The following is a 24,420-nucleotide window of genomic DNA, read 5'->3' on the forward strand; positions in this document are numbered from 1 at the left end:
GGCTTTGGCCCGCGTTTTTATTGGTTTGGCTGGTCCAGCCGCTGCCAGAGGTAGCGCTTTCCCAAAGAAAGCGCCAGGGTCCATGCCAGCGAGCCAAGGCCACCCAACTGCCGAGGCTTACCGCCCCTTGGGCCGCGCCAGACAAAGCCCAGGGCAAAAGCGCCCAGTTGCGCCTCGGGGCTGGCGAGCTTTTTCATAACCTGCGCTTTGGCCAGTTGCCGCTGGGCCGAAAGCTGCTTGGTGCGAAGCGCCAATTGCTGCTCTTGCAGGGCCAACTGCTTGTTAAGGCGGGCTTTTTCATTCAGTGCCAACATGGGCTTTCTCCTTAGCAAGCCCCAGGGCTTTGAGGCTGCGGTCGAAGCGCAATTGCCGGGCTTGATGGCAAAGGCCGCGCCACAGCAACCAGCCGGAGGCCACGCAGGCAAAGGCGCTCAGCAGCAGCACCCAGGGCAACGGCATGCCCAGTTGCCAGATGGCCAGAGCAAAGGCGGCCAGCAGCAGCAACCAGGCGCTGGCCGCCAGCAGCGCCAGGGCTATGGCCAGGGCCAACATCCGCACTGCGCTGGCAATCACCAACTGGCCTTCGGTCTGGGCCAGGTTCAGCCAGTCGCCAAGCCAGTGCCAGTGTTCGCTGGCCAGGGCTTTTAAGCGTTCAATATCACCCGGCTCATCGGTACCGGGCGTTGGCTCGCTCATTTGCGGCGAACCAAAGACGCCACCAGGGCGCCGGCCAAAAAGGCGATGCCGAGGGTTTTAACGGGGTGCTCGCGGGTATATTCGCACACCGCGTCGGTCAGCTCTTTGGAGCGCGCCTTGGCGGTGTCGGCGATGTGCTCGGCCTGGGCACGCATCTCGTCGGCCATGTGATGCAGCTTTTCTTCGCCGCTGCCGGCGGCGCCGGCGGCTTTATCGATGGCGGCATGGGCCTTGGCGGCTGCCTGCTCGACGGCACTATGGGCGCTGTCCTGCGGATCGGTGCTTTGGGGGGCTTTAGCCATGACAAACTCCTTTGCATTACGAGGGGCAAGCCTTAGTTATAGTCCAGCACCCTCCTGGCACTCAACAACAAGCTTTTGTTTTTAAAGATTAATAAGGTTGAGTTAATGCACCTGCCTGGCTGGCCTGTGCTTTTTGGCAGTTGTGGCACAAGGCGCGGGCAGGCAGTCTGCTCCCAAACAATGTCAGGGTGTCTGCCCACCCCACAACACGGTGCAACCAAACGATGCCGGTGGCCTGCAAGGGCCTGACTTCCCTCCAAAGGAGAGCATCATGTACAGGTTTTTTACCCCCAAGGGCTGGCTGACACTGGCCTGGACCCTGCTGGCGCTGGCAAGCCCGGCGGCGTTGGCCGACAACTGCAACCAGATGCCGGTATCGGGCCAGCTCTATAGCGTTATCAACCGTGGCTCCGGCCTGGCGCTGGACGTTAACACCTCAGATACCAGCGGCGCCCCCAACGTCATTACCTACGAGTATTGGGGCGGCACCAACCAACAGTTTTATTTCAATGACTTGGGCAACGGTTACTGGAGTATCCAGTCAGCCTATAACGGCCAGGTCTTGGATGTGCTCAATTCCTCCAGCTCGGACGGCGCCAACATCATCGTCTTCGACAACTGGAGCGGCAACAACCAGCAATGGCAGCTCAAAGCCTCCAGCAGCGGCGGCTTTAATATTGTCTCCAAGCTGACCGGCAAGTCGGTGACGGTGGCCGGGGCCACCAATGCGTCCAACGTTTACCAAAACAGTGACGCCGGTATCAGCTCTCAGCGCTGGTATATCAACCCGGTGAGCGGCAGCTGTGGCGGGAGCGGCAGTGGCAGCGCCAGCTCCCCGGTGGGCTTTGCCGCCATTTCCGGCAGCGACGGCCTGGCCACCACCACCGGCGGCGGCAACGCCAGCGCCATTACCGTAACCAGTTGCAGCGCCCTGGCCTCGGCCCTTGGCTCAAGCTCGGCGGCGGTCATTCAAATCCCAGACAACACCACCATCAACTGCCACTCGGCCAACCGCACTGTGGCGGCCTGCCCTCTGGATTGCGCGCAGTGGAACGACCCGGATAAAACCTGGTACCGGGTGCCGGTGGGCAGCCAAAGTTGCAGCGAGCTGGGTAGCCCCAATAACAACACCGTAAACGTGGTGCGCAACGAAACCACCCTCACCGTGCGCTCCAACAAGACCCTGGTGGGCCTTGGCAGCGGCGCCCGGGTGATTGGCGGCAGCTTTAACCTGGGCGGCGCCCGCAATGTCATCATCCGCAACCTCACCATCGAAGACATCAACCCGGCGCTGGTAGAAGCGGGCGACGGCATCAGCCTTGATGGCAGCAGCCATATCTGGATTGACCATGTGGCCTTCAACAAGATCAGCGACGGCTTTGTCGATATGGTCAACAGCCGCAACGTCACCCTGAGCTGGAACCGCTTCTACGGCTACAACCCCCAGGTGTGCGCCAACCAGCACTGGTACACCAACCTGGTGGACGACTCTCAAGTGACCTTCCACCACAACTTTTGGGACCGCGCCGCTGGCCGCAACCCCAAAATTGACGGCGCCTCCAGCCAGGTGCACCTCTTTAACAACTACTGGAAGAACATTACCTACTTTGCTGTCGGCGCCGACCACGGCGCCCAGGTTTTACTGCAAAACAACTACTTCGAAAACAGTGCCAAGCCGCACTGGAACCAGGGCTCGGGCTACTTCAGCGCGGCGGGCAACACCTACACCGGGGTATCTGCCACCGACCAATACCGCGACAGCGGCGCCACGGTGTTTACCCCGCCCTACCTCTACAGCCCAGAGCCTGCCTCGGGCCTGGGTAGCGAGGTAGACGGCGGCACCGGGCCGCAATAAAAAAAGGCGCCTTGCGGCGCCTTTTTCAATGCAAACACCAACTGAGTAGCGGCGCTGCCAACACGTTCAGCAGCCCCACCAACACCATCACCAAACCGGCAAAGGAGCCCTCCTCCCGGCCAAGCTCCTGGGCCTTGGCGGTGCCCACCCCGTGGGCGCCCATGCCCATGGCAGCGCCCTTGGCAAGGGACGAGCGCACCCTAAGGCGCAGCAGCAATACCTCGCCGAGAATGCCGCCGGTAACCCCGGTTATCACCACAAATACCGCGGTAAGGTCAGGGATACCGCCAATGTCGCCGGACATGGTCATGGCAAAGGGAGTACTGATGGAACGGGGCAACAGGCTAAGGCGCAGCTGGCCATCAAGGCCCAGGGCGCTGGCCAGGGCATAGCTTGAGGCAATGGCGGTCAGGCTACCGGCCAGCGCCCCTACCGCCAGCACCGGCCAGTGTTTGCGGATAACGGCCCGCTGCTCATAAATCGGCACCGCAAAGGCCACCGTGGTAGGGCCCAGCAGCGCCAGCAGCCAACCGGTGCCGCGAATGTAATCTTGGTAGCTTTCGTGCAGCAGCAAGACTGGCAACAGCAGCAGCACCGGAGTCAGCAGTACCGGCGTTAGCCAGCCGTGGCGCCAGCGGCCATGAATGCGTTTGGCCAGCAGGTAAAAGCAGATGGTAACGGCAGACCAGAACAGGCTCTGCACTATGGGGTTACTGAGCATCGTGGCCTCGAAGGCGCAGGCAAAGGTCCATCACCAGGGCGGTAACGCCTACCACCGCCAGGGTGCTGCCGAGGATAACCACCACCACCTTGAGACCCAGCACCCCCAGCAGTTCGTGATGATCGGTAATGGCCAGCACCGCCGGTACAAAGAACAGCAGCATCTGAGCCAGGTACCAGTCGGCGCCACGGCGCATGGAGGCCAGACTCATCAGCCGGCTACCCAGCAGCAGCAATACCAGCACCATGCCGGCAATGCCGCCGGTCACCGGCAGCCCGGTCAGGCTCACCAGGGCCTGGCCCAACAGGTAAAACCCGAAAATAAGCCCTACCTGCAACAGGCGGCTTTGATGAAAACCGTAACGAAAACGGCGGCGCAGGTATTGAGCGGTCATGGCGTTTCTCCTTGACAGCAAGCTTACTGCGGGCCAAAACATGTTAAAAATGAATTGATAGAATCCACCGGATTCCAAATTGGAATAGTCATGGAATTCAAAAACCTGCGAGCGTTCCTGGAAGTGGTGCGCCAAGGCGGTTTTTCTCAGGCCGCCAAAAAGCTCTATGCCACCCAGCCCACCATCAGCAAAGCGGTAAAACAACTGGAAGACGAAGTGGGCATGGTGCTGCTGGATAGAAGCGGCCCCAAAAGCCGCCTGACCAGCGCCGGTGAAGTGGTGTACCAGCGAGCGCTGAGAATGCTGGCCGAGCGCGAAGACTTACAAGCCGAGCTTGACGAGCTGCGCGGCCTTAAACGCGGCAGCCTGCAACTGGGGCTGCCCCCCATCGGCAGCAGCACCTTGTATGCGCCGGTGTTTGCCCGCTACAAAAAGCGCTACCCGGGGGTGGATGTGCGGCTGGTGGAGCAAGGCAGCGACCGGCTGCAAGAGATGCTGCAAAACGGCGACATCGAGCTTGGCGCCATCTTGCTACCGGCCCCGGAGCCCTTTGAAACCCAGATGGTATGCAGTGAGCCGCTGGTGGCGATGCTGCCGGTTGATCACCCGAGGGCCGACCAGGACTCGGTGTCGCTGGACGAGCTTAAAGACACGCCCTTTATCCTGTTTGAGGCGAGCTTTTCGTTAAACCGCATCTTGATGAGCGCTGCCAGGCGGCGCGGTTTTGCGCCGCTGGTCACCGCCCGCAGCAGCCAAATCGACTTTATTACCGAGTTGGTGGCCGCCGGCATGGGAGTGAGCTTTTTGCCCCGGCGCATGGCCGAGCAGCGCCCTCACCCACGGGTGGCAAGGGTGCTGCTGGACGAGCCGCAAACCCAGTGGGACATGGCGATGATCTGGCGCCGCGACGCCTTTTTATCGCCAGCCGCCCGGGCTTGGCTGGCCATCGTCAAAGAAATTCACCCGCTCAGCTAAGGCCCGCCCGGCGCGCGGCAACGGTGGCCAGGGCCGCCCAGTCCAGCTCGCCATCGCCATGGGCCATGGCGTCGAGGAAGTTGTCCTTCATGGTGCTGGCAAAGGGCATGGGCACCTTACCGGCCTCACCGGCTTCCAGCGCCAGGCGCACATCTTTAAGGCCCAGGCTGAGCTTAAAGCCCGCAGGCTGGTACTGCTCATGGGCAATGAGGTTGCCGTAGGTTTTGTAGGCAGGGGCCGCAAAGACGGTATTGGTGAGCATATCCAAAAATGCCTGGCCGCTGCCGCCGTGGCCGCGCACCAGCGCTGAGGCTTCGCCCATGGTTTCAATGGCGCTGGCCAAGCAAAAGTTGGCGGCCAGTTTCACCACGTTGGCCTGGGCAGGCGACTCACCAAAGACCCAGGTTTTGGCCCCCAGCACCGCAAACAACGGCTCGGCCTTTTCCAAAAGCGCCGCCTTGCCCGCCGCCAGGATATTGAGCTTGCCCGCTTCGGCCACGTCCACCCGGCCCAATACCGGCGCACCGATGTAGCCAAGGCCCTGCTGCTGATGCTGGGCATCAAGGCTTTGTGCCAATTTGAGCGACACCGTGGCCATGTTGATGTGCAAAGCGCCGGTTTTTAGGCTGGCAATGGCGCCGTCGTCCACCAGCACCTGCTGCACTGTGGCGTCGTCGGCCAGCATCGAGACAAGCACCTCGACATCGCCAAAGTCGGCCGGGCTCTGGGCGCTTTTGGCGCCTAGCGCTACCAGGGCCTCTACCGGCGCCTGGGAACGGTTCCACACCTTGACGCTAAAACCGGCTTTTACCAGGTTACTGGCCATGGCCTTACCCATGGTGCCAAGACCGATAAATCCAATGTTCATCATTCCTCCTGTTTTTGTGGCCACAGCATGCGCGCCGTGGGGTATAGCCACAAGGTAACAGTCTGTTCTGAACCTTGCCCTTGCAGCTTGGCGTTCACATCAGCGGCTGAGTTCGATATAACAAAAAGGATGACAACAATATTTCAACCCCTTGCGGAGCCGAGCCGTTATGCCCCTTGTTAGACGCACCCTCCTGGCGAGCCCTTTGCTGGCCCTTAGCCTGACCCTGCCCTTAACCAGCTTTGCCGCCTCCTTGCCGCCGGTAGAAGCCAAAAACGGCATGGTGGTGTCGTCCCAGCGCTTTGCCTCCGAGGCCGGTATCGAGATCCTCAAAATGGGCGGCAACGCGGTAGACGCAGCGGTGGCCGTGGGTTACGCCCAGGCGGTGGTAAACCCCTGCTGCGGCAATATCGGTGGCGGCGGCTTTATGACCTTGCACCTTAAAGACGGCACCGACACCTTTATCGACTTTCGCGAGATGGCGCCGGCGGCGGCCAGCGCCACCATGTATCAGGACAAAAACGGTAACCTTATCCCCCACGCCAGCACCCTGGGCTGGGGCTCGGCCGGGGTGCCCGGTACAGTGCGGGGCATGGAAATGGCCCTCACCAAATACGGCTCCGGCAAGCTGACCCGTGCCCAGATCATGGCGCCGGCCATTCGCCTGGCCCGTGACGGTTTTATCCTCACCCGCGGCGACACCGACGTTATCGACACCAGCCTTGGCAAGATGCGCGGCGATAAACAGGCCAAGGGCATCTTCCTGCGCCCCGACGGCAGCCCGCTGCAACCGGGCGACCGGCTGGTGCAAAAGGCCCTGGCTGACACCCTGGAAGCCATTGCCCAAAAGGGCCCTGACGCCTTTTATAAAGGCAAGATCCCCGAGGCCATCGAAAAGGCCGCCAAGGCCGGCGGCGGCTACCTGACCGCCAAAGACTTTGCCAACTACCAGGCCAAAGAGCGTACCCCGGTGCGCTGCAGCTACCGCGGTTACGACTTTATCTCGGCGCCACCGCCCAGCTCCGGCGGCACCACCATGTGTGAAATTCTCAACATCCTCGAAGGCTACGACCTCAAAGCCATGGGCTATGGCTCGGCAGACGCCGTGCATTACACGGTAGAAGCCATGCGCCACGCCTATGTGGACCGCAACAGCCTGCTGGGGGACCCGGATTTTGTGAGCATTCCCATGGATAAGCTCCTGAGCAAAGACTACGCCGCCCAGATCCGCGCCAAAATCGACCCGGTTAAAGCCACTCCCTCCTCCGAACTGGCCGCCGGGGTGCCGCCCCATGAAAAGCCCCAGACCACCCATTACTCGGTGATAGACAAGGCCGGTAACGCCGTGTCCACCACCTACACCATCAATGGCCGCTTTGGCGGCGGGGTGATGGCGCCGGGCGCCGGGTTCTGGATGAACGACGAGATGGACGATTTCACCTCCAAGGTGGGCGCCACCAACATGTTCGGCCTGGTGCAGGGCAAGGCCAATGCCATCGCCCCCGGCAAGCGGCCGCTGTCCTCCATGGCCCCCAGCATCATCACCAAAGACGGCAAAACCTTTATGGTGGTGGGCTCCCCCGGCGGCTCGCGGATCATCACCATCACCCTCAATACGGTGATGAACGTGATTGATTACGGCATGAATATCCAAGAAGCGGTGAACGCGCCGCGCATTCACCAGCAATGGCTGCCCGATGCGGTGTTCTACGAAACCCGAGGCCTGTCGCCCGACACCCTGAAAATCCTTGAAGACCGCGGTTACAAGATGATTGCCCAGCCCCCCTGGGGCGCCGCCGAGGCCATTATGGTGGGCCTGCCTGGGGTGAAAAACGCCAAGGACTCAAGCGTTAGCGACGCCGCCGTTTCCGGCAAGGTGCGCGAAGGCTTCTACTACGGCGCCAACGATGCCCGCCGCCCCCAGGGCGCGGCCGTCGGCTACTAAGCCTTCTAGTAAAAAGGCCCGCCGGATGGCGGGCTTTTTTGTGCCTTCAAGGATGAATGTTGGCGTTTACCCGCATTTTACTGCTCGTTCGCCGACAGCGTGTTAAGGTGCCAGCCCTTTTTTGACAGCTAAGGAATGGCCATGCAGATGTCAGGCCCAGGATGCCTTTTTAAAGTCTTTACCCTTATCGGAATCGCGCTGCTGCTGGGGGCCGGTGCCGCCCTCTACAGCACGGTGCAATTTCTCGATAGCGCAGCCACGGCCCAAGGCCAGGTGGTGGAGCTTGAAGCCCACCGCGACAGCGACGGCACTACCTATTTCCCGCAAGTGGTGTTTCGCAGCCTAGACGGCCAAAGCCACCGCTTTACCTCCAGCTCCGGCGCCAACCCGCCCTCCTACCACACCGGCGAGCAGGTTGAGGTGTTATACAGGCCAGAGAACCCAGGCAAAGCTCGTATCAACGGCTTTTTCTCGCTGTGGGGCGCCAGCCTTATCCTTGCCATCATGGGCCTGTGCTTTAGCGCCATCGGCCTTGGCCGCACGCTTTATACGCTGATTAAAAAGCGCCGCCAGGCATGGCTTAAAGCCAGCGGCCAGCCGGTTGAGGCCACTATCACCTCGGTAGAAAGAGCCGCCTTTAGCTACAACGACGTGCAGCCCTTTGTAATAAGCGCCCAGTGGCAAGACCCGGCCAGCAAACAGGTGTTCGTGTTTCAAAGCGAATACATCTGGTTTGACCCCCTCGAATATCTGGACCGCGACAGCGTGACCGTGCGTATCGCCCCCGGCAACCCGCGCCAATACTGGATGGACATTAGCTTCCTGCCAGAGCTGGCTAACTGAGGCGCGGCAATTACGGTAAACTGGCCGGGCTTTTGATTGAAGGACCTGCCATGACTCAACCCCTAAAACTGGTGGTCGGCTCCACCAACCCGGTCAAGGTTGCCGCCGCCAAAGCCGCCCTGGCGCCATTTTTCCCCGGCCAGGCCATTGATTGCGTGGGCCTTAGCGCTCCGTCCGGGGTGCCGGACCAGCCCATGACAGAGGCCGACACCCGCCTTGGCGCCATCAACCGGGTGGCCTGGTGCCAGCAGCAAACCGAGGCCGATTACTACTTGGCTATGGAAGGGGGCGTGGATGAGTTTGAAGATGGCCCCGCCACCTTTGCGGTGGTGGTGATCGCCGACAACCGCCGTCGCTCGGTGGGACGCAGCGCCAACCTGCCATTGCCGCCGGTGCTCTTTGAGGGCCTCAAGCAAGGCGAAGAACTGGGCCCCCTTATCGACAAGCTGTTTGGCACTACCAACATCAAGCAAAAAGGCGGCGCCATTGGGCTGTTGACCCGCGACTTGGCCACGCGCCAAAGCACCTACGAGCTGGCCCTGACCTTAGCCATGGCGCCCTTTTTAAACCCCGAACTCTTTGACCGTTAATTCCCTTCACAACAGGACGTGCTCATGCGTGCATTGATGGTTTTAGGCCTTGGCCTGCTGCTGGCAGGCTGTGGCCAGGAAAACGCCGCAACCGATAACGCCGCTCCCCAAGCGGCCCAGATGCAACCGGCGCCCGGCAGCCCCGAGGCCGCCGAAGCCTTGGTGCAAACCTACTACCAGGCCATTGCCAGCCAAGATTTAAAACTGGCCTTTGGCTTTTGGGAGCACCCGCGCCAGAGCTTTATCAACTTCCAGCAAGACAACGCCAATATCAGCGCCATTGAGGTGAGCTTTACCGGCGAGCCGCAAACCGAAGGCGCCGCCGGCAGCATTTACATCACCCTGCCGGTGAGCCTTGCCATCCACTATAAAGACGGCAGCAACGGCAAGGCCAAAGGCAATGTGGTGCTCAAAAGGGTTAACAAGGTGCCCGGCGCCACCGAGCAGCAGCTGCACTGGCAACTCTACGACACCGCCCTCAGCCGCCCGGCGGTTGACCGCTAACCATAAAAAACCGGGCGATGCCCGGTTTTTTTAGCGCTCTCATTTAGATTTGGTACTGCGCAATCGCGGCCGCGATTTTCTCTCTTAACCCGAAAATATCGCTGACCTTTTCCACATCGGTCTTTTCTTCACCGTCAGGGGTGAACACCGTGACAAACTTTTTGGTTTTTAAAAAATGAAGCCGGCAGATTGGTTTGCGGTTGTTGTCGTCCATCAATATCGCGCAATAGGTTTTAGAGTCGCGCATAGCAACCCGCTCCACGTCAACCTGCTCCGCCGCAATAGCCTGGATAATGCGATATGCGGAGATCTCTTCCTCGGTGGTAACAATGCCACTGTCATCTTCCATCGACTCGGTCAAAGAGCCTCTGTCTACGATAATAGGCCCCGCTTCACTGCGTAATTCCGCATCGGCATCCAAAGCGTTTTTAAGTCGGGCATTCACTTGCTCACGCACAAAGGCTTCAAAGGCCTTTTTGGTCAAGACCGTAAACTGCTCTTTGATTTGCTGGGTAAATCGGCCGTTTTGCACCCGCGCAGTCAGGATCCTCACTAAGTCTTCTGAGGGCGCTGCATATTCGTTGGCAATTTCCGCCAGCAAGGCGCGGTGGTATTTGAGGTTACTTGCCGTACCAATGATGGTGTCGAGATCAAAGCGCGATTTGGTGAATTTCTTTAACTCTTCAACTTCAGTCTCACCAAAGCTCAGCATATCGAACTCGAAAAACGGCCTGTCATCCATTTTGTTTTCTTTTTCAAGATCGCTGAAAAAGAGGTACTTCAGGCCGTCTGTCAGTACACCGAATCGGGCATCGGTCACCGAGAAATACCGGAATAATTGCCCGGCGTGTTTTGTCGCCAGGTCGGCGCCAACCGCCTTGCACTCAATCAGCATGACAATGTTGCCGTCCTGTACCACGCCATAATCAACCTTCTCGCCCTTTTTAACGCTGTGGTCGGCAATCAGCTCGGGCACCACTTCGGCAGGATTAAATACGTCATAACCCAGGGCTTGAATAAAGGGCAGCACAAAGGCGGTTTTAGTGGCTTCTTCGGTTTGTACCGAATCTTTCTGGCGGCGGATCCTGGCTGCAAGTTCAGTGAGTTTATCGACAAGGTCCATAGCTTAGCGCTCCCTGCAATTGATTGAATGTCAAATAAATAAGCTAGTCGCAGATCGCTAAAGTGCCTAGAAGATGCAAAAGATGGCTGAGGTTTTCTTAACCCGAGCACTGCTATTTGGGCTCAGCTAAACCATAAAAAACCGGGCGATGCCCGGTTTTTTTAACTGCCAAGGTGGGCAATAAACTGCTGGTAATCACTGACCGCCCGGTCGGTGGTCATGGGCTGGGCGTGGTCGATGCCCGGCAGCAAGGTGAGAATTTTTACCTTGGCGGCGCTGGCCTCATAAAGGCGCTGGGTCATTGCAGGCGGGGTGGTGGTGTCGTCTTCCCCTTCCAAAAAGAGAATGGGCTGGTGCAGGGTTTTAAGAATGGCCTTGTTGTCCAGCGCCGCCATTTGCGGGGCGACGGTGACAGTCACAAAGGGTTTGTTCCACCAGCTCACCATGTTATCCACCAGGGTCGGTACGCTTTCGATGGCGCCGTCCAGCACGATGCCGTCCACCTGGCGCTCACTGGCAACATAAGGGGCCAGCAAGGTCCCCATGGACAGGCCGTTTACCAGCACCGGCAGCCCTTGGGGCAGGCGCTGGCGGGCTAAGTCAAACACCGCCAGGGCGTCGCCTTTGAGGTTATCGACGCTCAGCTCACCACCTTGGCTGCTGGCGCCGCTACCGCGATAGTCAAACCAGACCAGGTTTACCGGCACTTTGGCAAAGTGGGCCAAGATCCCTTTGGCTTTGTTAATGGTCATGCCGTTGCCGGCATAGAACACCACATTGGCCTTGGCGCCTTCGACTGTCATCTCGATACCGGCAAGCGTGGCGCCATCAGGGGTGCGAAGGCTAAGCGGCGCGATAACCGCGCCTGCCACTGTATCGGCCGGTACCGCAAGGGCGATGGGGGTTTTGTCCTGGTAGACCATGCTGCGGGGGGTCACCTTGACGGCGCAGCCGCCAAGGGCCAGGGCGCCAAGCAGGGTGGCTGCCAAAAAGCGGTTGAATATCAATGTGCTGTCCTTTCCTTGAACAAAAGAACATCTTTACCACTGCGCCCTATGGCTGCCAAGGTTTGTTTGTTAGATGCCTTTGTACATCACGGTGGTGGCGTCCAGGCGGCTGCCGTCAACGCTGAGCGCAAAGCCAGGAATACACCCGGCCACCTGATAGCCCATGGCAAGATAAAGCGGCTCGGCCTTGTCACCGGTGCGGGTGTCGAGGGTAAGGAGGGTCAGTTGCCACTGGCGGGCCTTTTCTTCCAGTGCCGCCAGCAATTGCCGGGCCAGCCCCTGGCGACGATAGCGGGGGCTGACCATCAGCTTGGCCACTTCTCCCCGGTGCCGTTGGTTGGCGGGGGTTTGGGCGTCCAGTTGCACCGTGGCCGCCACCTCCCCAGCCACCTCAACAACCCACAGCGAAAAGCGCGGCTGGCCAAGTTTGCCGGCCACCTTGTGCTGCCAATACTGGCTGGCGTCTTGCGCGCTAAAAGGGGCGATAAAGCCGATGGAGGCGCCCTCTGCCACGCATTCTTGCAGCAATGTGGCGAGCCCCGGCGCCAGGCGCGCAAAGTGCGAGGCTTGTACCTCAGCGATCATCCCGGTTCTCCTTAAAGCAGTACCAGCAGGTAATGGGCATCGTCCTTGCCAGGCACATGAAAGCTGCTGGCACCAAAGGTCTTGTAACGCAGGCAATCCCCCGCCTGTAGCTGATAGGCGGTGTCGTCGATACAAAGCGCCAGTTGGCCCTGTTGCAGCACCAAGTGGTGCTCAAGGCCGGGTCGGCTGGGCTGCTGGTAATGAATGCGGGCCCCGGCGCGCAAGGTGCAGGCCAGCACTTCGCAGCCCAGATGCGGGTCGGGCGGCGACACGCTTTGGCGGGTAAAACCCAGGGACTCATCCCGCCACACCGCTTGCTGCTCACGCCGCACCAGCGCCTGGGTTTGCCCGGCTTCTACCAGCATCATCAGCTGAGTGAGGGTGAGGTGATAAACGGCGCAAAGCTTGGCCAGTACCGCCGTGGTGGGGCTGACCTCGGCCTTTTCCATCCGCGATAAGGTGGCGCGGCTGATGCCGCTGTGGCCGGCCAGTTGGTCTAAGGTCCAGCCCTGTTGCTGGCGAAGGGCGCGCAGGCGCTCGGCAAGTTGTTGTTCCATGGCCACCTCAAATAATCACATCTGGGAACTTATGATCATATTTGAGAATTCACAAGCAAAAAAAGGCCGGCGACAAGCACCGGCTTCACAGGAAAATCAGCCCAACACGGGCCGGTAGCCTTGGCCACCGTTAAAGAGCCACTGGGCCTTTTTGTGACGGTCGCCAGGGATGGCGATCAGGGACGATGAAACGGTTTCAAAGCCAATGTTGCTGCTGATTTGCATGGCATCGGGGCGAATATCAAAGCGCTCGGCGTTCGGGGGCTGCTCGCCGCTAAAGGCCAGCAGCTCGCGCCAGGCCCGCCAGTCGCCAAGGCTTGGGTCTGGCACCTCGGCAGCTTTAAAGCGCGGCAGGTTCACCGCCATGCGCGGGCTTTGCCGGGTGTCGTTAAGGTCATGGGCGGTGAGCATGGACAGCCCCTCTGGCACCGCTTGCACCAGCATGCAACCCTCGCCTTTGTTAGCTATCCAGAAGGCGTGGCGGGCATCGGCCAGCAGCAAATTAAAAGGCCGGTACTGGCGCGCATCAAGCCCGGAAATGGCCTCGGCCGCGCTTTTGGCGTCACGGTGAGCCAGCGCCAGCAGCGGCAGCTCGCCACGGGACAGTTTGCCCTCTTGTGGGCCCAAGGTACCGGCACGGTTGAGGATAGTGGCCACCAGGCCGCAATCGTTAAGGCCCTGCCAGGTGCCACCGGCGCTGAGATCTTGCCCGGCAACCACCTGGGGCTGCTCAGCCCAATAGCGCCCGGGCTCTCGCCAGGGGCGGCTGTTCATTTCGTCTCTGTTGCCTGCGATAAGCAACGGCCATGCTTGGCCCGGACGTCGGAGTATGACAACGGTACACATGGCGCCATAAGAACCCCTGGCCGAGGTGGAGTCAACCAATCGCGCTGCAAATCACTGTTACCGCAAAGGCGATACCTCAAATGCCCCCAAGATAAAGGGGCATTTTCCTTTATAAATAAAGGGTTGGAGGCTAAACCCTGGGGCATCAAAGCCCCAGGGCGGGCTTTTGAGACAGTGCGTCACATTCAGGCAAGATCAGCCGTAGCGGCGGGCCGGGCGGTTGAACATCAAGGGATCGCCCAAGTCGATGCCGTAGTTCATCACCGATTTGCCCAAAGACACCTGCCCCGGTTGCCAGCGGGCCAGAGCCAGGTCGATATCCCCCGGGTAGCTCTCTAGCGCATCGGCAAGGGCCAGGGCGTTGGCGGCAGCCTTACCACTGCCGTAGCCGGTATGAGGCCGGGGAATGGCGGCGGCGTCGCCCAGCAGTACCACTCGGTCCGAGACCATGGAGTCAACCGCGAGGTCGCGAATAGCCTGGGCAAAAGGCTCGGGGGTGGCCTTTATTACATCCACAAAGGCTTGCGGCAACATGGCTTCGGCCTCAGCGTGAATATGGGGCAACCATTTGGGGGCGAGCTTACCTTCGGGGATAAAATAGCCACGCTGGCGGCCGTCCACGTCGGTCATGATATCGGCCAGCAGCGCGTCGTCAGCCAGCCGGTACCAAACCCAGTTATAAAGGCGGTGCCCTTCACGTAAATCGTTTTTAAGCCCCGGCACCAGGTAACCCAGGGCGTGGGAGCCGGTGTTGTTGGCAAAGGCAAAGTCGCCATGGAGCATCTTTTTGGCAAGGGGCGACATGGCGGTTTCGGGGATAAGGCCCCGCCAGACAAAATACCCGGCGTAGTGCACCTCGGCCTCGGGCCACAACAGCTGGCGCACCATGGAGTTGCCGCCGTCGGCGCCGATCAGTAAATCAGCGCTGTCGCTGCTGCCGTCGTCAAAAAAGGCGGTCACCCCATCTGGCTGCTGCTCGATGCGGCTCAGGCTTTTGCCCTGATGGTAGCGCTCGGCCCCCAGCCACTGGCGCAAGGTGCTGTAGACCAGGGCCCAGGAGGTTTGGGTTTGGGGCGCGTAATACTTGCTGGCCAGTTGGCCGTCGGGACTGATCACCAGGCGGTTCTCGGAGCGCACCCCCAGTTGGTCACGGTCAATGCCGGTGCCCAGGCGCTGGAACACTTCCACCACTTCAGGCTGCAGAACCAAGCCGCCGCCCCGGCTGTCGAGCTGGTGGGCGGAGCGCTCGTATACATCCACTTCCCAGCCAAGCTGGCGCAGCAGGTTGGCGCTAAAGAGCCCACCCAGGGAGCCGCCCACAACGATAGCGCGGGGGCTTTTTACAACGGGGCTGTTCATGGTTTGCTCCTGACCTTGAGGTTGGTTCACACTGTATGACCACTCCAAAGCGGGATCATCGCCCTGGCCTGCGCTGCTGCATTGCACTTTTCGCAACGCCCACTAACCTGTGCTTCCCCAAGCGCCTATGCCCGGCCCGGCTATTGCGCCAGGCGCAACGCAGCTGCCGGGAAACACAGCATTCACAAGGGGGCAAGCCCGGCGCACCATGGCGCCATCAACGATTGGAGGTTTGCCATGAAAGTAACAGTGAAAGTGACCTCGGACTTTATCTGCCCCTGGTGCCTTATCGGCGAGCGCCGTCTGGCCAAAGCCATTGAAAGCCTGCCGGCCGGCAGCGAGGTAGACATTGTCTGGCAGCCGTTTGAGCTGAACCCGACCATGCCCGAAGCCGGCCTTGATAGGCGCAGCTACCGCGCCAACAAGTTCGGCAGCTGGCAATACAGCCAGATGCTCGACCAAGGCACCGTTAAAGCCGCCGAACATGACGATGTCGCGTTCGATTACGACGCCATCGACAAAACCCCCAACACCTTCAAGGCCCACCGGCTGATGTGGCTGGCAGACCAGCAAGGCCTGGCCCAGCCCCTGGCCGACGCCCTCTTTGCTGGCTACTTTGAGCAAGGTTTGGATATTGGCGACAGCGCGGTGCTGGCAGAACTTGGCGAAAAAGTGGGCCTGGACCGCGCCGAGGTGCTGGTATTTTTAGCCAGCAACCAGGGTAAAGGGGAAGTCAGGGCCGCTGAGGATGCACTGACCGATGCCGGCGTCAGCGGCGTGCCACTCTTTGAGATTGGCGAGCAGCGCATCAGCGGCGCCCAGTCTCAGGCGACCCTGACCGCCGCCTTGCAGGCGGCCATGGCCAGCTGCCAAGACGGCTTTTGTACCCAAGGCTGAACCCTCTGTGGCCGGTGCGCCGGCCACAGACCACTTGTTATCTGAAAATTCAGGTTTTATCCGCAGCGGGTAGTGGCGTTATAACGGCCCTGCATTATGATCCGTGGCAGTGGCTTATTACCGGCAGTACCCCATGCGCTCAACCCTTGTCCCCCTGCTTTTGTGTTCGTTATTGCTCTGTGCCTGCGGAGGCGGCGGCGGAGAAAGCACCGCCAGCACCCCACAAACCCCAACGACCCCCACGCCAGATCCGCAAACCCCGGCGCCGGTCACCGGCGACTGGTATCAGCCCCAGGTGGGGGACGACTGGCAAATCCAGCTAACCGGCACCGTTAACACCAGCTATGACGTAGCCTTGTACGACATCGACCTGTTTGATTCCTCCACCGCCCTTATCCAGCAGCTGCATCAGCAAGGGGCGCGGGTCATTTGCTATTTCTCTGCCGGTACCTTTGAAGACTGGCGCGAAGACGCCTCCCAGTTCGCCACCGACGATTACGGCTACGAGGTAGACGGCTGGCCCGGGGAATACTGGCTGGACATTACCTCCAGCACGGTACAGGCGGTGATGCAGGCGCGGCTTGAGCTGGCTCAAACCAAGGGCTGCGACGGGGTAGACCCAGACAACGTAGACGGCTACCAGCACAGCACCGGCTTTAACCTCGGTTACAACGACCAGCTGCAATACAACCGCTGGCTGGCCAACAGCGCCCACGAACTGGGGCTGAGCGTGGGCCTGAAAAATGACCTCAACCAGGTAACAGACTTGGTGGATTACATGGACTTCGCCATCAACGAGCAGTGTTTCAACTATGGCGAATGCGACTACCTCACCCCCTTCGTTAACGCCAACAAACCGGTGTTCAACATCGAGTACAACAGCCAGTATGTAAGTGATGCCAGCGCCAGGAGCGAGCTGTGCCAACAGGCGGCCAGCGCCGGCCTTAGCACCCTGGTGCTACCTAAAAAGCTCAACGGCAATTTCCGCTACAGCTGCCAAGACTGACCAAGCCGCCCACCGGGCGGCTTTTTTGTACCGACACATCCCCTTACAGTTTGCAAAATAATTGGAACATGCCAGAGCCGCCTGGCTGTTGTCCCATCCCTGAGGTCGCCCTCTTTTTCTCTTTGGCTTTCCCCGAAAGAAGGATGGATTGATGAGCAAGCACTTACCCCTGGCCATGGCACTGGCCCTTCTCGCCCCCCTTGGCCACGCCCAAAGTGCCCCGGCGCCGCAAGTCACCCGCGCCACCCTCGCCAACGGCCTGAAAGTGGTGATAGTGGAAGACAAACTGGCGCCGGTGGTGACCACCCAGGTCAATTATCTGGCTGGCGGCAATGAAGTGCCGGCGGGCTTTCCCGGCACCGCCCACGCCGTTGAGCACATGATGTTTCGCGGCAGCCCCGGCCTCAATAAAGACCAAATCTCGGCCCTGGCGGCCAATATGGGCGGCCACTTCAACGCCGAAACCCGCGAAGACTCCACCCGTTATTACTTCACCGTGCCCAAAGGGGACTTAGATGTGGCGCTTCGTATCCACGCCATCCGCATGGCCGGGGTGGACATGAAGGCCTCGGAGTGGAAAAACGAGCGCGGCGCCATCGAGCAGGAAGTGTCGCGCGACCTCTCAAGCCCGGTGTTTAAAGCCCTGACCGGCATCCGCCAATCGCTCTTTGCCGCCACCCCCTACCAGCACACGCCCCTTGGCACCCGCGAAAGCTTTGACAAAACCACCGCTGGCGACCTCAAGCACTTTCACGACACTTGGTATGTGCCCAATAATGCGGTGCTGGTGATTGCCGGGGATGTGGACCCTACCCAGACCCTGGCCGAGGTGAAAAAGCGGTTTGGCCCCATTCCCAGCCACGCCTTGCCAGCTAAACCCGGCTTTGCCTTTGCGCCGGTCAAGGCCCGCCATATTGCCTTGGATACCGACACCCCCTACGGCTACCAAATTCGCGCCTTTCGCCTGCCGGGCCTTCAAGACAAAGACTACGCCACCGCCCTGGTGCTAAGTGATGCCCTGGGCTCCCAGCGCGCCGCCCTTTATGGCATGGGCATGGACGGCACCGCCCTTGCCGGCGGCTTTAGCGCCGATTTTCTGCCCCACGGCGGCATCGGCTATGCCATTGGCATCTTCCCCAAAGGCGGCAATAGCCAGAACATCGACGCCCACATGGGCGATATCCTGGCAAAAGCGGCCAGCAAAGGTATCGACCCGGCCCTGGTAAGCTCCGCCAAACAAAGCGCCATCGCCAGCCTTGAATTTGCCAAAAACTCGGTAGACGGCCTTGCCAACAGCTGGTCTGACGCCCTGGTGCAGCAAGGGCTGCAATCACCCCAAGACATCGCCCGCGCCATCGCGGCGGTAACCCCGGCCGAGGTTAATGCCCTGGCCAAGCGCACCTTCAAGGCAGACCAAACCGTTACCGCCACCCTGACCCCGCAAAGCTCCGGCAAACCGGTGGCCAGCAAAGGCTTTGGCGGCGCCGAGAGCTTCAACAGCGCCCCAGACAGCGCCGTTACCCTCCCCAAATGGGCACAAGAACGCTTTGCCAACTTGCACATTCCCAAGTCCAACCTGCACCCGGTGGACTTCACCCTGGCCAACGGTTTGCGCGTAATAGTCCAGCCCGAAACCGTAAGCGACACCGTAGTGGTAAGCGGCGCCATCCGCACCAATGAAGACTTGCAAGCCAAGAGCGGCCAGGAAGGGGTGGCCGATGTGCTGGACAGCCTCTTTAACTTCGGCACCCAGCGCCTTGGCCGCCTGCAATACCAGCAAGCCCTGGACGCCATCTCCGCCCGCGCCTCGGCCGGCAGCCGCTTTGGGCTGGCGCTGCCCGCCGCGCACTTTGCCGAGGGCATGAAGCTATTGGCCGAAAACGAGCTCAGCCCTGCCCTGCCCGAACAGGCCTTTGCCATAGTGCAGCGCCAAGAGGCAGGCAGCGTTGCCGGCGCCTTGCAGTCGCCCGATTACCTCAGCAGCCAGCAGCTGGGCGAGGCCCTTTATCCCAAGCACGACTCGAGCCTTCGCCACGCCACGCCCAAATCGGTGATGGGGCTGCACTACAGCGATGTGAAGGATTACTACGCCAGCACCTTCCGCCCCGACATGACCACCCTGGTGATCGTGGGTAACGTCACCCCCGAACAAGCCAAGGCGGTAGTAAGTAAGTACTTCGGTGCCTGGCAGGCCAAGGGCGCCAAGCCTAAGGTGGACTACCCGGCGGTGCCGCTCAACAAGGCCAGCCAGTTCACCACCCCCGACAGCGCCGCCGTGCAAGACAGCGTGCAACTGGTGCAAAACGTGCCAGTCACCGAAGACAACCCGGCCCGCTTTGCCCTGAACCTGGGTAACGAAGTGCTGGGCGGCGGCTTTTACGCCTCACGCTTTGTCAAAGACTTGCGGGAGAAAAACGGCCTGGTGTACACCGTGGCCTCGGGCTTTGATTTGGATAAAAACCGGGGCAGCTACAACGTGCAATACGGCAGCGATCCAGACAAAGCCCTAGAGGCTCGCGCCCTGGTGATAAAAGACCTTAAAGCCATGCAACGCGCGCCGGTCAGCGAAGGGGAGCTCAGGCAAGCCAAGGGCATCTTGCTGCGCCAAATTCCCCTGGGCGAAGCCAGCTTTGGCAGCATCGCCGGCCAGCTGTTGAGCCTCTCAATGCAGGGTAAACCCCTTGACGCCACCGAAGCCGCCGCCAAGGCCTACTACCGGCTAAGCGCCAAAGACGTGCAAGCAGCCTACGCCAAGTACCTGCACCCGGACGACTTCGTCACCGCCATCAAAGGCCCGGCCCCCAAGGCCTGAGCCTTGGCCACAAAAAAGCCGCCTCAAGGGCGGCTTTGTTTATTCCAGTAACGATTAGCTGCCGCTTTTAACCGGCGGTTTTTCTACAAACTGGTCGGTACCGTCTTTGCCGAAACGGGTGTTGTATTTACCCACCGGCAGGGTGCGTATCACGGTGCCGTTAACCATACGAGCCACCGGCACATAATCGGTCATGGCGGTAGACAAGGCGGTTGCGATGATGGCGCCCAGCAGGCCGCCGGCATTGCTGCCACCGGAGGTGTCATAAACAACCACGTTGTTGTAATTCCACAGCTCTTCGCCTGTAGTTGCAGAGACCAGCTTAAAGGCCGCCCCTACCGTCACGTTACCGCCGGTAACGTAATAGTTGGTATCCCACTGGTTGATGGTCACGAAAAGCACGGCATCCGCGCCCATCAGTTGGTGGAATTTAGTGGCATCGACATTTTCCAGTTGGGCACCGTCGGTGACCCCTTCCCCTTGCAGTACCATGTTGGTTAGAGGCAAAGGCATCACATAATAGCCGGCTTCGGCCAGCGGCTGAGCAATGGTGGTTGAATACAATTCAGGCGCATCAGCCGCGGTGGAACGGTTGATGGCTGGCACCACCAACACAGACAGCGGATGTTCCTTATACAGATTTGGGAAAGCCTGCTGCTTGGTATTGTATTTAGGCGCATCAACGCAGCCGCCCAAAAAAGTGGCCCCAACCAGCATCGACAAAATGGCGTATTTCTTCATCATGACAACCGTCCTTATTTAACGTCTTTAACCATGCGGTCAATCAGTGGTGAAGATTCGGGGAAGAGTTTCTTCTCCATGGCGAAATACTGCAGCGCTTTTTCTTTGTCGTGATCTTGCGCCTCCATCAAACCCAGTTCGGCATAGATACCTGGCGGTACTTTTTTATGTTGCTTATCGGCGTGGTCAATAATGTCCAGCAGAGCTTTCACATGAGCAGTGCGATTTGCAGGGGTAGGATCTTTTTTGAAGTTATAAGCCGTTTCAGAGTAGTCACCCCAATAATAGATATTGTTATTGGCGGCACAGGCAGACAACAACATCGCCACGGCAAGCAGAGCGGCACGATTTAATTTCATCAGGGAACCCTTACTTCAAACGTATTGCCATTGGTTACATAGATCTTACGCTTCACCAGTACCTGGCCATTTTTTTGGACTTCGACTTGGTGGCTGCCAACATCCATTTGGAATTTAATGACCTTCTCATCACCCTGGGTGTAGTGATTACTTTCGTCCAGGTTGATTTGAGGCTGGTCGTCAATGGTCAGCATGGCGCCTTGGGTATTGCCGGTCAGCAACAGATAGGCTTTGTCATCCACCTGGGTGGTGGTTGAAAAATGTGTGCTACAGGCGCTGAGCAATAAGGCCAGGCCCATCATCAGGATTTTTTTCATGGCTTAGGCCTTTCCTTTCTCTTCAACCACCAACTGTGCGGTCTGCTTGCTATCAATGCTACCTGAGGCCAGTTCGCACAATGACAGCTCGTTGCTGCCGCTGCCGACAAAGGCAGTGACGCGCAGGGTAGCCACTTTTTTACCAGGCAGATTGATCATCATGCCGGTTTGCGGGTTCTTAACCTGCTTACCAGGCGCGACCACATCAAACACATCACCCACTTTCACCCCTTGGGATTTACCGCCGGTCATCAACCAGTAACCTTCTTGCTGGCCAACCAGATAGGCACGCCAGGGGGCATCTAGCAGGTTTTCGCTGATATTGCTCACCAGTTTGGAAATCGCAGCCGACAAGGCTTTATCGTCGATAGAGGTGTCGTAACCCGAACGCTCGCCAACGTTGAAAACGTGATTGGCTTCAACAGTGGCTTCGCCGCTGGCCTCTTCGGAATACACGATCTGCCCGGTATGGGTATTGATCAGGCGAACGTTAACGGTGGCATTGGCCTTTTGGATTTTATTGCGGCTAAAGATCCCCACCTCACTGGTGGTGGAACGGCCGAATTCTGAAACAGAGCCAACAATCAAAAAGCCGGCACCGACCTTTTCCATGGTGCTGCCGTCAAACTTGTTTTCCGAGAGTACTTTGTCCAGATCGCTGCGCTCAAGCATCACGAACTTCTGGGTTTCAGTCAGACGCGCCGCCAGAATATCCGAGGCTTGTTTACCCAGGCGATCGTTGTTCTTGTCCAGCAGAAATGACGTGCCGCGTTTGGTTTCGTCGCTAAAACGGGCGATGGCAACAACCCTTTTAAGGCCGAGTTGCTCGGGAGCCGCGAGGGTTGGGCTGACTTTGGGAGTGGCTTTGGGGAGTGTATTCACCGTTTCGCGGGTAGCTGAAGTACAACCGGCAAGCAAGGCGATCACACTCAGGGGAATGATCAATTTTTTCATGGCGTTCTCATTCTGCGGCAGTTGGGCCCAACCGCAGTGCGTCACCACGATGTCAGCCTCCCTGCCAACCTACATTGTCATTATATTCAGAAGTCATTCTGAATTTGCCTACTATAAACAAACTCGCTGCTTTTTCCTTCTCTTTTTTGTAACGGCAAAGCACCAAAACCAATGTTCAAAAAACAGACACAAGTCTCAGTAAATGCTTTCTTCGAGGGTTATTCAGCCGCTACAAAAAAGCCGCCTCAAGGGCGGCTTTGTTTATTCCAGCGCCGGCGCGGCGGCTTTGGCGTGGCGGTGGCTTAGGGCCACCAGGGCCAGACCCACAAGGGCGCAAAGGCCGCCAGCGATGGGCACCATAGCGTAGCCGAGGCCCAGCTTGATAACGGCGCCCCCAAGGGCAGCGCCTAAGGCATTACCCAGGTTAAAGGCACCGATATTGACCGATGAAGCCAGCCCCGGCGCCTTGGCGGCTACCTGCATCACCTGGATTTGCACCGGCGGCGCAATCCCAAAAGAGGCGGCCCCCCACAGCACAAAGAACACCATGGCGCTGACCTTGCCGGTTACCAAAACCGGGGTGAGCAGCATCAGCGCGACCAGAGCAATAAAGAAGATTGCCGCAGCGCCGGTTAAAGACCAGTCCGCCAGGCGGCCGCTGACGATATTGCCAAGGGTAAAGCCGACGCCAATCAGCACCAGCACCACTGCTACAAAGCCGTCGCCAGCGCCGGTGAGAGTGGCCAGCACCGGGGCGATGTAGGTGTAGAGGGTGAACATGGCCCCTGCTCCCATTACGGTGGTGGCAAGGGCGGTGAGCACGGCCGGGCGGGTCAGCACCTTAAGCTCGGCTTTAATATCGGGCTTTTGCCCGGGACGGCCCATAGGTAAGGCAAAACGCAGCGCCAGCATGGTCAGCACCCCAAGGCCTGCGGAGATCACAAAGGCCAGGCGCCAGCCCAGGTGCTGGCCTATCCAGGTGGCCGCCGGCACCCCGCCAATATTGGCGATGGTGAGCCCCATAAACATGGTGGCCACGGCGCTGGCCCTTTTATTGGCTGGCACCAGATTGGCGGCCACCACCGCCCCCAGGCCAAAGAAGGCGCCGTGGTTAAGGCTGGTGATGATGCGCCCGGCCAGCAGCGAGAGGTAATCGGGGGCCAGGGCGCTGATGATATTGCCAAGGGTGAAGATGGCCATCAGCAAAATAAGCGCCGGGCGCTTGCCAAAGCGGCTCATAAAGAGGGTCATGAACGGCGCGCCCACCATCACCCCGGCGGCGTAGGCGCTGATCAGCATACCGGCAGTGGGAATAGACACCCCTACCCCATCGGCAATTTGCGGCAGCAGGCCCATGGGCGAGAACTCGGTGGTGCCTATGCCAAAAGCGCCCATGGCAAGAGCCAGCAGCGGCAGCCGGGAATCGCCCTCGGCGCGGTGGTTGGGGGTGCTCACATTCCATTCCTCTTACGCAAAAAACGCGGCCCCGGCCAAGGCGGCCAGGGTATAGCAGCCGGCCATTTAACCACGGCAGCCAGCCCCGGCTAAAGCCACCGGCAGTGAAAGGTGTTTTCACTCAAATAGAAGAATCAAAAAGGAAAAGCCGCCCGAGGGCGGCTGGGGTTAGTTGTAGGCACCGGCGCTGTAGGTAAGCTCGTAGCTGTGGCTGTAAATCTCGAGGATATTGCCGAAGGGGTCTTCCATATACACCATGCGGTAGGGCTTTTCGCCGGGGAAGTATTCGCGCACCGGCATACGTTGCTTGCCGCCGGCGGCGACAATCTTGGCGGCTAGGCCTTCAACGTCAGGGTCTTGCACGCAAAAGTGAAAGACCCCGGTTTTCCAGTATTCAAAGTTGTCTTGCGGCTTCTCGGCGCCCCGGAATTCGAAGATCTCCACGCCGATGCGGTCGCCGGTAGAAAGGTGGGCGATGCGAAAAGACTGCCAACCGGCGCCGAACACGTCGGTGCACATCACGCCAATGGCGCTGTCGTCTTCAGTGATGGTGGTGGGGGGCATGATGAGGTACCAGCCCAGTACCTCGGTGTAAAACTTCACGGCGGCGTCGAGATCGGTCACCGACAGGCCAATATGGGAAAAGCTGCGTGGATAGGTTTGCATAACGGCTCCTTGGTTTGAGGAGCACCAGCCTAAGGCCCAATCG

At 59.4% G+C, this 24,420-nt stretch carries 27 protein-coding genes; 9 read left to right on the forward strand and 18 right to left on the reverse strand.

Annotated features, from left to right (window positions below; genetic code table 11):
• Positions 1 to 17: 17 nt before the first annotated feature.
• The 3 genes from EDC28_RS06490 to EDC28_RS06500 are packed head-to-tail and all read right to left on the reverse strand — an operon-like array spanning position 18 to position 998.
• On the reverse strand, positions 18 to 314 hold the full coding sequence (locus tag EDC28_RS06490; RefSeq protein ID WP_123421052.1) for a hypothetical protein: 297 nt from the start codon (positions 312 to 314) through the stop codon (positions 18 to 20).
• Positions 298 to 696: a hypothetical protein gene (locus EDC28_RS06495; RefSeq protein WP_050657302.1), complete on the reverse strand. Its 399-nt coding sequence runs from the start codon at positions 694 to 696 to the stop codon at positions 298 to 300. Before EDC28_RS06495 ends, EDC28_RS06490 begins: the two co-directional genes overlap by 17 nt.
• Complete coding sequence (locus EDC28_RS06500) at positions 693 to 998, reverse strand: ElaB/YgaM/YqjD family protein (protein ID WP_050657301.1); 306 nt, start codon at positions 996 to 998, stop codon at positions 693 to 695. Before EDC28_RS06500 ends, EDC28_RS06495 begins: the two co-directional genes overlap by 4 nt.
• 271 nt (positions 999 to 1,269) lie before the next feature.
• Between EDC28_RS06500 and EDC28_RS06505 the strand changes: the two genes are divergently transcribed.
• On the forward strand, positions 1,270 to 2,853 hold the full coding sequence (locus EDC28_RS06505; RefSeq protein ID WP_123421053.1) for an RICIN domain-containing protein: 1,584 nt from the start codon (positions 1,270 to 1,272) through the stop codon (positions 2,851 to 2,853).
• 25 nt (positions 2,854 to 2,878) lie between these two features.
• Here EDC28_RS06505 and EDC28_RS06510 read toward each other — a convergent pair whose 3' ends face one another.
• Both EDC28_RS06510 and EDC28_RS06515 read right to left on the reverse strand, forming a co-directional pair.
• Positions 2,879 to 3,574: an LrgB family protein gene (locus tag EDC28_RS06510; RefSeq protein WP_123421054.1), complete on the reverse strand. Its 696-nt coding sequence runs from the start codon at positions 3,572 to 3,574 to the stop codon at positions 2,879 to 2,881.
• Positions 3,564 to 3,968, reverse strand: coding sequence for a CidA/LrgA family protein (locus tag EDC28_RS06515; RefSeq protein WP_050657298.1), 405 nt, complete (start codon positions 3,966 to 3,968; stop codon positions 3,564 to 3,566). Before EDC28_RS06515 ends, EDC28_RS06510 begins: the two co-directional genes overlap by 11 nt.
• Positions 3,969 to 4,058: 90 nt before the next feature.
• Between EDC28_RS06515 and EDC28_RS06520 the strand changes: the two genes are divergently transcribed.
• A complete protein-coding gene (locus EDC28_RS06520; RefSeq protein WP_123421055.1) occupies positions 4,059 to 4,943 on the forward strand; it encodes a LysR family transcriptional regulator in 885 nt (294 codons plus the stop codon).
• Here EDC28_RS06520 and EDC28_RS06525 read toward each other — a convergent pair.
• Positions 4,936 to 5,811 (reverse strand): NAD(P)-dependent oxidoreductase, encoded by an 876-nt coding sequence (locus EDC28_RS06525; protein ID WP_050657296.1) that lies wholly within the window; start codon positions 5,809 to 5,811, stop codon positions 4,936 to 4,938. The genes EDC28_RS06520 and EDC28_RS06525 overlap by 8 nt on opposite strands.
• A 169-nt stretch (positions 5,812 to 5,980) precedes the next feature.
• Here EDC28_RS06525 and ggt point away from each other — a divergent pair, with 169 nt between their 5' ends.
• The 4 genes from ggt to EDC28_RS06545 all read left to right on the forward strand — a co-directional run bounded on the left by ggt (position 5,981) and on the right by EDC28_RS06545 (position 9,693).
• Positions 5,981 to 7,756 (forward strand): gamma-glutamyltransferase, encoded by a 1,776-nt coding sequence (ggt, locus tag EDC28_RS06530; protein ID WP_123421056.1) that lies wholly within the window; start codon positions 5,981 to 5,983, stop codon positions 7,754 to 7,756.
• Between the two features lie 141 nt (positions 7,757 to 7,897).
• The gene (locus EDC28_RS06535; protein WP_170164048.1) at positions 7,898 to 8,599 is read left to right on the forward strand and encodes a DUF3592 domain-containing protein; all 702 of its coding nucleotides are present in this window, start codon (positions 7,898 to 7,900) and stop codon (positions 8,597 to 8,599) included.
• Positions 8,600 to 8,649: 50 nt separating this feature from the next.
• The gene (gene yjjX / locus EDC28_RS06540; protein ID WP_050657293.1) at positions 8,650 to 9,189 is read left to right on the forward strand and encodes an inosine/xanthosine triphosphatase; all 540 of its coding nucleotides are present in this window, start codon (positions 8,650 to 8,652) and stop codon (positions 9,187 to 9,189) included.
• A gap of 24 nt (positions 9,190 to 9,213) precedes the next feature.
• A complete protein-coding gene (locus EDC28_RS06545; protein WP_050657292.1) occupies positions 9,214 to 9,693 on the forward strand; it encodes a hypothetical protein in 480 nt (159 codons plus the stop codon).
• 43 nt (positions 9,694 to 9,736) lie between these two features.
• Here EDC28_RS06545 and EDC28_RS06550 read toward each other — a convergent pair whose 3' ends face one another.
• From EDC28_RS06550 to EDC28_RS06575, 6 genes are all read right to left on the reverse strand, one after another.
• Entirely contained in the window at positions 9,737 to 10,816 is a 1,080-nt protein-coding gene (locus EDC28_RS06550; protein WP_050657291.1) for a type I restriction endonuclease, read from the reverse strand.
• 161 nt (positions 10,817 to 10,977) lie between these two features.
• Complete coding sequence (locus EDC28_RS06555; protein ID WP_123421058.1) at positions 10,978 to 11,823, reverse strand: alpha/beta hydrolase; 846 nt, start codon at positions 11,821 to 11,823, stop codon at positions 10,978 to 10,980.
• 69 nt (positions 11,824 to 11,892) lie between these two features.
• A complete protein-coding gene (locus EDC28_RS06560; protein WP_123421059.1) occupies positions 11,893 to 12,408 on the reverse strand; it encodes a GNAT family N-acetyltransferase in 516 nt (171 codons plus the stop codon).
• 11 nt (positions 12,409 to 12,419) lie between these two features.
• The gene (locus tag EDC28_RS06565; RefSeq protein WP_123421060.1) at positions 12,420 to 12,965 is read right to left on the reverse strand and encodes a helix-turn-helix domain-containing protein; all 546 of its coding nucleotides are present in this window, start codon (positions 12,963 to 12,965) and stop codon (positions 12,420 to 12,422) included.
• A gap of 96 nt (positions 12,966 to 13,061) precedes the next feature.
• Positions 13,062 to 13,811, reverse strand: coding sequence for an NRDE family protein (locus EDC28_RS06570; protein ID WP_050657287.1), 750 nt, complete (start codon positions 13,809 to 13,811; stop codon positions 13,062 to 13,064).
• Between the two features lie 195 nt (positions 13,812 to 14,006).
• A complete protein-coding gene (locus EDC28_RS06575; protein WP_123421061.1) occupies positions 14,007 to 15,170 on the reverse strand; it encodes an FAD binding domain-containing protein in 1,164 nt (387 codons plus the stop codon).
• Positions 15,171 to 15,407: 237 nt separating this feature from the next.
• On the opposite strand from EDC28_RS06575, the gene EDC28_RS06580 reads away from it, so the two are divergent.
• The 3 genes from EDC28_RS06580 to EDC28_RS06590 all read left to right on the forward strand — a co-directional run bounded on the left by EDC28_RS06580 (position 15,408) and on the right by EDC28_RS06590 (position 19,885).
• A complete protein-coding gene (locus tag EDC28_RS06580) occupies positions 15,408 to 16,067 on the forward strand; it encodes a DsbA family oxidoreductase (protein WP_123421062.1) in 660 nt (219 codons plus the stop codon).
• Positions 16,068 to 16,200: 133 nt separating this feature from the next.
• A complete protein-coding gene (locus EDC28_RS06585) occupies positions 16,201 to 17,073 on the forward strand; it encodes an endo alpha-1,4 polygalactosaminidase (RefSeq protein ID WP_123421063.1) in 873 nt (290 codons plus the stop codon).
• A gap of 151 nt (positions 17,074 to 17,224) precedes the next feature.
• Positions 17,225 to 19,885 carry a M16 family metallopeptidase gene (locus EDC28_RS06590; RefSeq protein ID WP_123421064.1) on the forward strand — a complete coding sequence of 887 codons (2,661 nt, stop codon included), beginning with the start codon at positions 17,225 to 17,227 and terminating at the stop codon, positions 19,883 to 19,885.
• Between the two features lie 54 nt (positions 19,886 to 19,939).
• Here the strand turns inward: EDC28_RS06590 and EDC28_RS06595 are convergent, their stop codons facing one another.
• The 6 genes from EDC28_RS06595 to EDC28_RS06620 form a co-directional block, all read right to left on the reverse strand.
• Positions 19,940 to 20,629 carry a GNA1162 family protein gene (locus EDC28_RS06595; RefSeq protein WP_123421065.1) on the reverse strand — a complete coding sequence of 230 codons (690 nt, stop codon included), beginning with the start codon at positions 20,627 to 20,629 and terminating at the stop codon, positions 19,940 to 19,942.
• Between the two features lie 11 nt (positions 20,630 to 20,640).
• Positions 20,641 to 20,985 (reverse strand): DUF4810 domain-containing protein, encoded by a 345-nt coding sequence (locus EDC28_RS06600; RefSeq protein ID WP_050657279.1) that lies wholly within the window; start codon positions 20,983 to 20,985, stop codon positions 20,641 to 20,643.
• A complete protein-coding gene (locus EDC28_RS06605; RefSeq protein WP_050657278.1) occupies positions 20,985 to 21,302 on the reverse strand; it encodes a putative periplasmic lipoprotein in 318 nt (105 codons plus the stop codon). The genes EDC28_RS06600 and EDC28_RS06605 overlap by 1 nt, the downstream gene beginning before the upstream one ends.
• A gap of 3 nt (positions 21,303 to 21,305) precedes the next feature.
• Positions 21,306 to 22,256, reverse strand: a complete 951-nt coding sequence (locus tag EDC28_RS06610) for a CsgG/HfaB family protein (RefSeq protein WP_050657277.1) — start codon at positions 22,254 to 22,256, stop codon at positions 21,306 to 21,308.
• A 261-nt stretch (positions 22,257 to 22,517) separates the two neighbouring features.
• Positions 22,518 to 23,651 (reverse strand): MFS transporter, encoded by a 1,134-nt coding sequence (locus EDC28_RS06615; RefSeq protein ID WP_123421237.1) that lies wholly within the window; start codon positions 23,649 to 23,651, stop codon positions 22,518 to 22,520.
• Between the two features lie 228 nt (positions 23,652 to 23,879).
• A complete protein-coding gene (locus EDC28_RS06620; RefSeq protein ID WP_123421066.1) occupies positions 23,880 to 24,377 on the reverse strand; it encodes a lactoylglutathione lyase family protein in 498 nt (165 codons plus the stop codon).
• Positions 24,378 to 24,420: the final 43 nt, after the last annotated feature.

This window comes from Gallaecimonas pentaromativorans (assembly GCF_003751625.1).
Classification (GTDB): Bacteria; Pseudomonadota; Gammaproteobacteria; order Enterobacterales; family Gallaecimonadaceae; genus Gallaecimonas; species Gallaecimonas pentaromativorans.

Bases quoted from the DNA above. Each gene is read 5' to 3' on its own strand.
- EDC28_RS06580 (WP_123421062.1), top strand. From the start codon at position 15,408: ATGAAAGTAACAGTGAAAGTGACCTCGGACTTTATCTGCCCCTGGTGC.
- EDC28_RS06585 (WP_123421063.1), top strand. From the start codon at position 16,201: ATGCGCTCAACCCTTGTCCCCCTGCTTTTGTGTTCGTTATTGCTCTGT.
- EDC28_RS06565 (WP_123421060.1), bottom strand. From the start codon at position 12,965: ATGGAACAACAACTTGCCGAGCGCCTGCGCGCCCTTCGCCAGCAACAG.
- EDC28_RS06610 (WP_050657277.1), bottom strand. From the start codon at position 22,256: ATGAAAAAATTGATCATTCCCCTGAGTGTGATCGCCTTGCTTGCCGGT.
- EDC28_RS06560 (WP_123421059.1), bottom strand. From the start codon at position 12,408: ATGATCGCTGAGGTACAAGCCTCGCACTTTGCGCGCCTGGCGCCGGGG.
- EDC28_RS06620 (WP_123421066.1), bottom strand. From the start codon at position 24,377: ATGCAAACCTATCCACGCAGCTTTTCCCATATTGGCCTGTCGGTGACC.
- EDC28_RS06505 (WP_123421053.1), top strand. From the start codon at position 1,270: ATGTACAGGTTTTTTACCCCCAAGGGCTGGCTGACACTGGCCTGGACC.
- EDC28_RS06495 (WP_050657302.1), bottom strand. From the start codon at position 696: ATGAGCGAGCCAACGCCCGGTACCGATGAGCCGGGTGATATTGAACGC.
- EDC28_RS06515 (WP_050657298.1), bottom strand. From the start codon at position 3,968: ATGACCGCTCAATACCTGCGCCGCCGTTTTCGTTACGGTTTTCATCAA.
- EDC28_RS06590 (WP_123421064.1), top strand. From the start codon at position 17,225: ATGAGCAAGCACTTACCCCTGGCCATGGCACTGGCCCTTCTCGCCCCC.
- EDC28_RS06520 (WP_123421055.1), top strand. From the start codon at position 4,059: ATGGAATTCAAAAACCTGCGAGCGTTCCTGGAAGTGGTGCGCCAAGGC.
- EDC28_RS06535 (WP_170164048.1), top strand. From the start codon at position 7,898: ATGCAGATGTCAGGCCCAGGATGCCTTTTTAAAGTCTTTACCCTTATC.
- yjjX (WP_050657293.1), top strand. From the start codon at position 8,650: ATGACTCAACCCCTAAAACTGGTGGTCGGCTCCACCAACCCGGTCAAG.
- EDC28_RS06615 (WP_123421237.1), bottom strand. From the start codon at position 23,651: ATGGGCGCTTTTGGCATAGGCACCACCGAGTTCTCGCCCATGGGCCTG.
- EDC28_RS06545 (WP_050657292.1), top strand. From the start codon at position 9,214: ATGCGTGCATTGATGGTTTTAGGCCTTGGCCTGCTGCTGGCAGGCTGT.
- EDC28_RS06510 (WP_123421054.1), bottom strand. From the start codon at position 3,574: ATGCTCAGTAACCCCATAGTGCAGAGCCTGTTCTGGTCTGCCGTTACC.
- EDC28_RS06595 (WP_123421065.1), bottom strand. From the start codon at position 20,629: ATGATGAAGAAATACGCCATTTTGTCGATGCTGGTTGGGGCCACTTTT.
- EDC28_RS06600 (WP_050657279.1), bottom strand. From the start codon at position 20,985: ATGAAATTAAATCGTGCCGCTCTGCTTGCCGTGGCGATGTTGTTGTCT.
- EDC28_RS06575 (WP_123421061.1), bottom strand. From the start codon at position 15,170: ATGAACAGCCCCGTTGTAAAAAGCCCCCGCGCTATCGTTGTGGGCGGC.
- EDC28_RS06605 (WP_050657278.1), bottom strand. From the start codon at position 21,302: ATGAAAAAAATCCTGATGATGGGCCTGGCCTTATTGCTCAGCGCCTGT.
- EDC28_RS06500 (WP_050657301.1), bottom strand. From the start codon at position 998: ATGGCTAAAGCCCCCCAAAGCACCGATCCGCAGGACAGCGCCCATAGT.
- EDC28_RS06570 (WP_050657287.1), bottom strand. From the start codon at position 13,811: ATGTGTACCGTTGTCATACTCCGACGTCCGGGCCAAGCATGGCCGTTG.
- EDC28_RS06525 (WP_050657296.1), bottom strand. From the start codon at position 5,811: ATGAACATTGGATTTATCGGTCTTGGCACCATGGGTAAGGCCATGGCC.
- ggt (WP_123421056.1), top strand. From the start codon at position 5,981: ATGCCCCTTGTTAGACGCACCCTCCTGGCGAGCCCTTTGCTGGCCCTT.
- EDC28_RS06490 (WP_123421052.1), bottom strand. From the start codon at position 314: ATGTTGGCACTGAATGAAAAAGCCCGCCTTAACAAGCAGTTGGCCCTG.
- EDC28_RS06550 (WP_050657291.1), bottom strand. From the start codon at position 10,816: ATGGACCTTGTCGATAAACTCACTGAACTTGCAGCCAGGATCCGCCGC.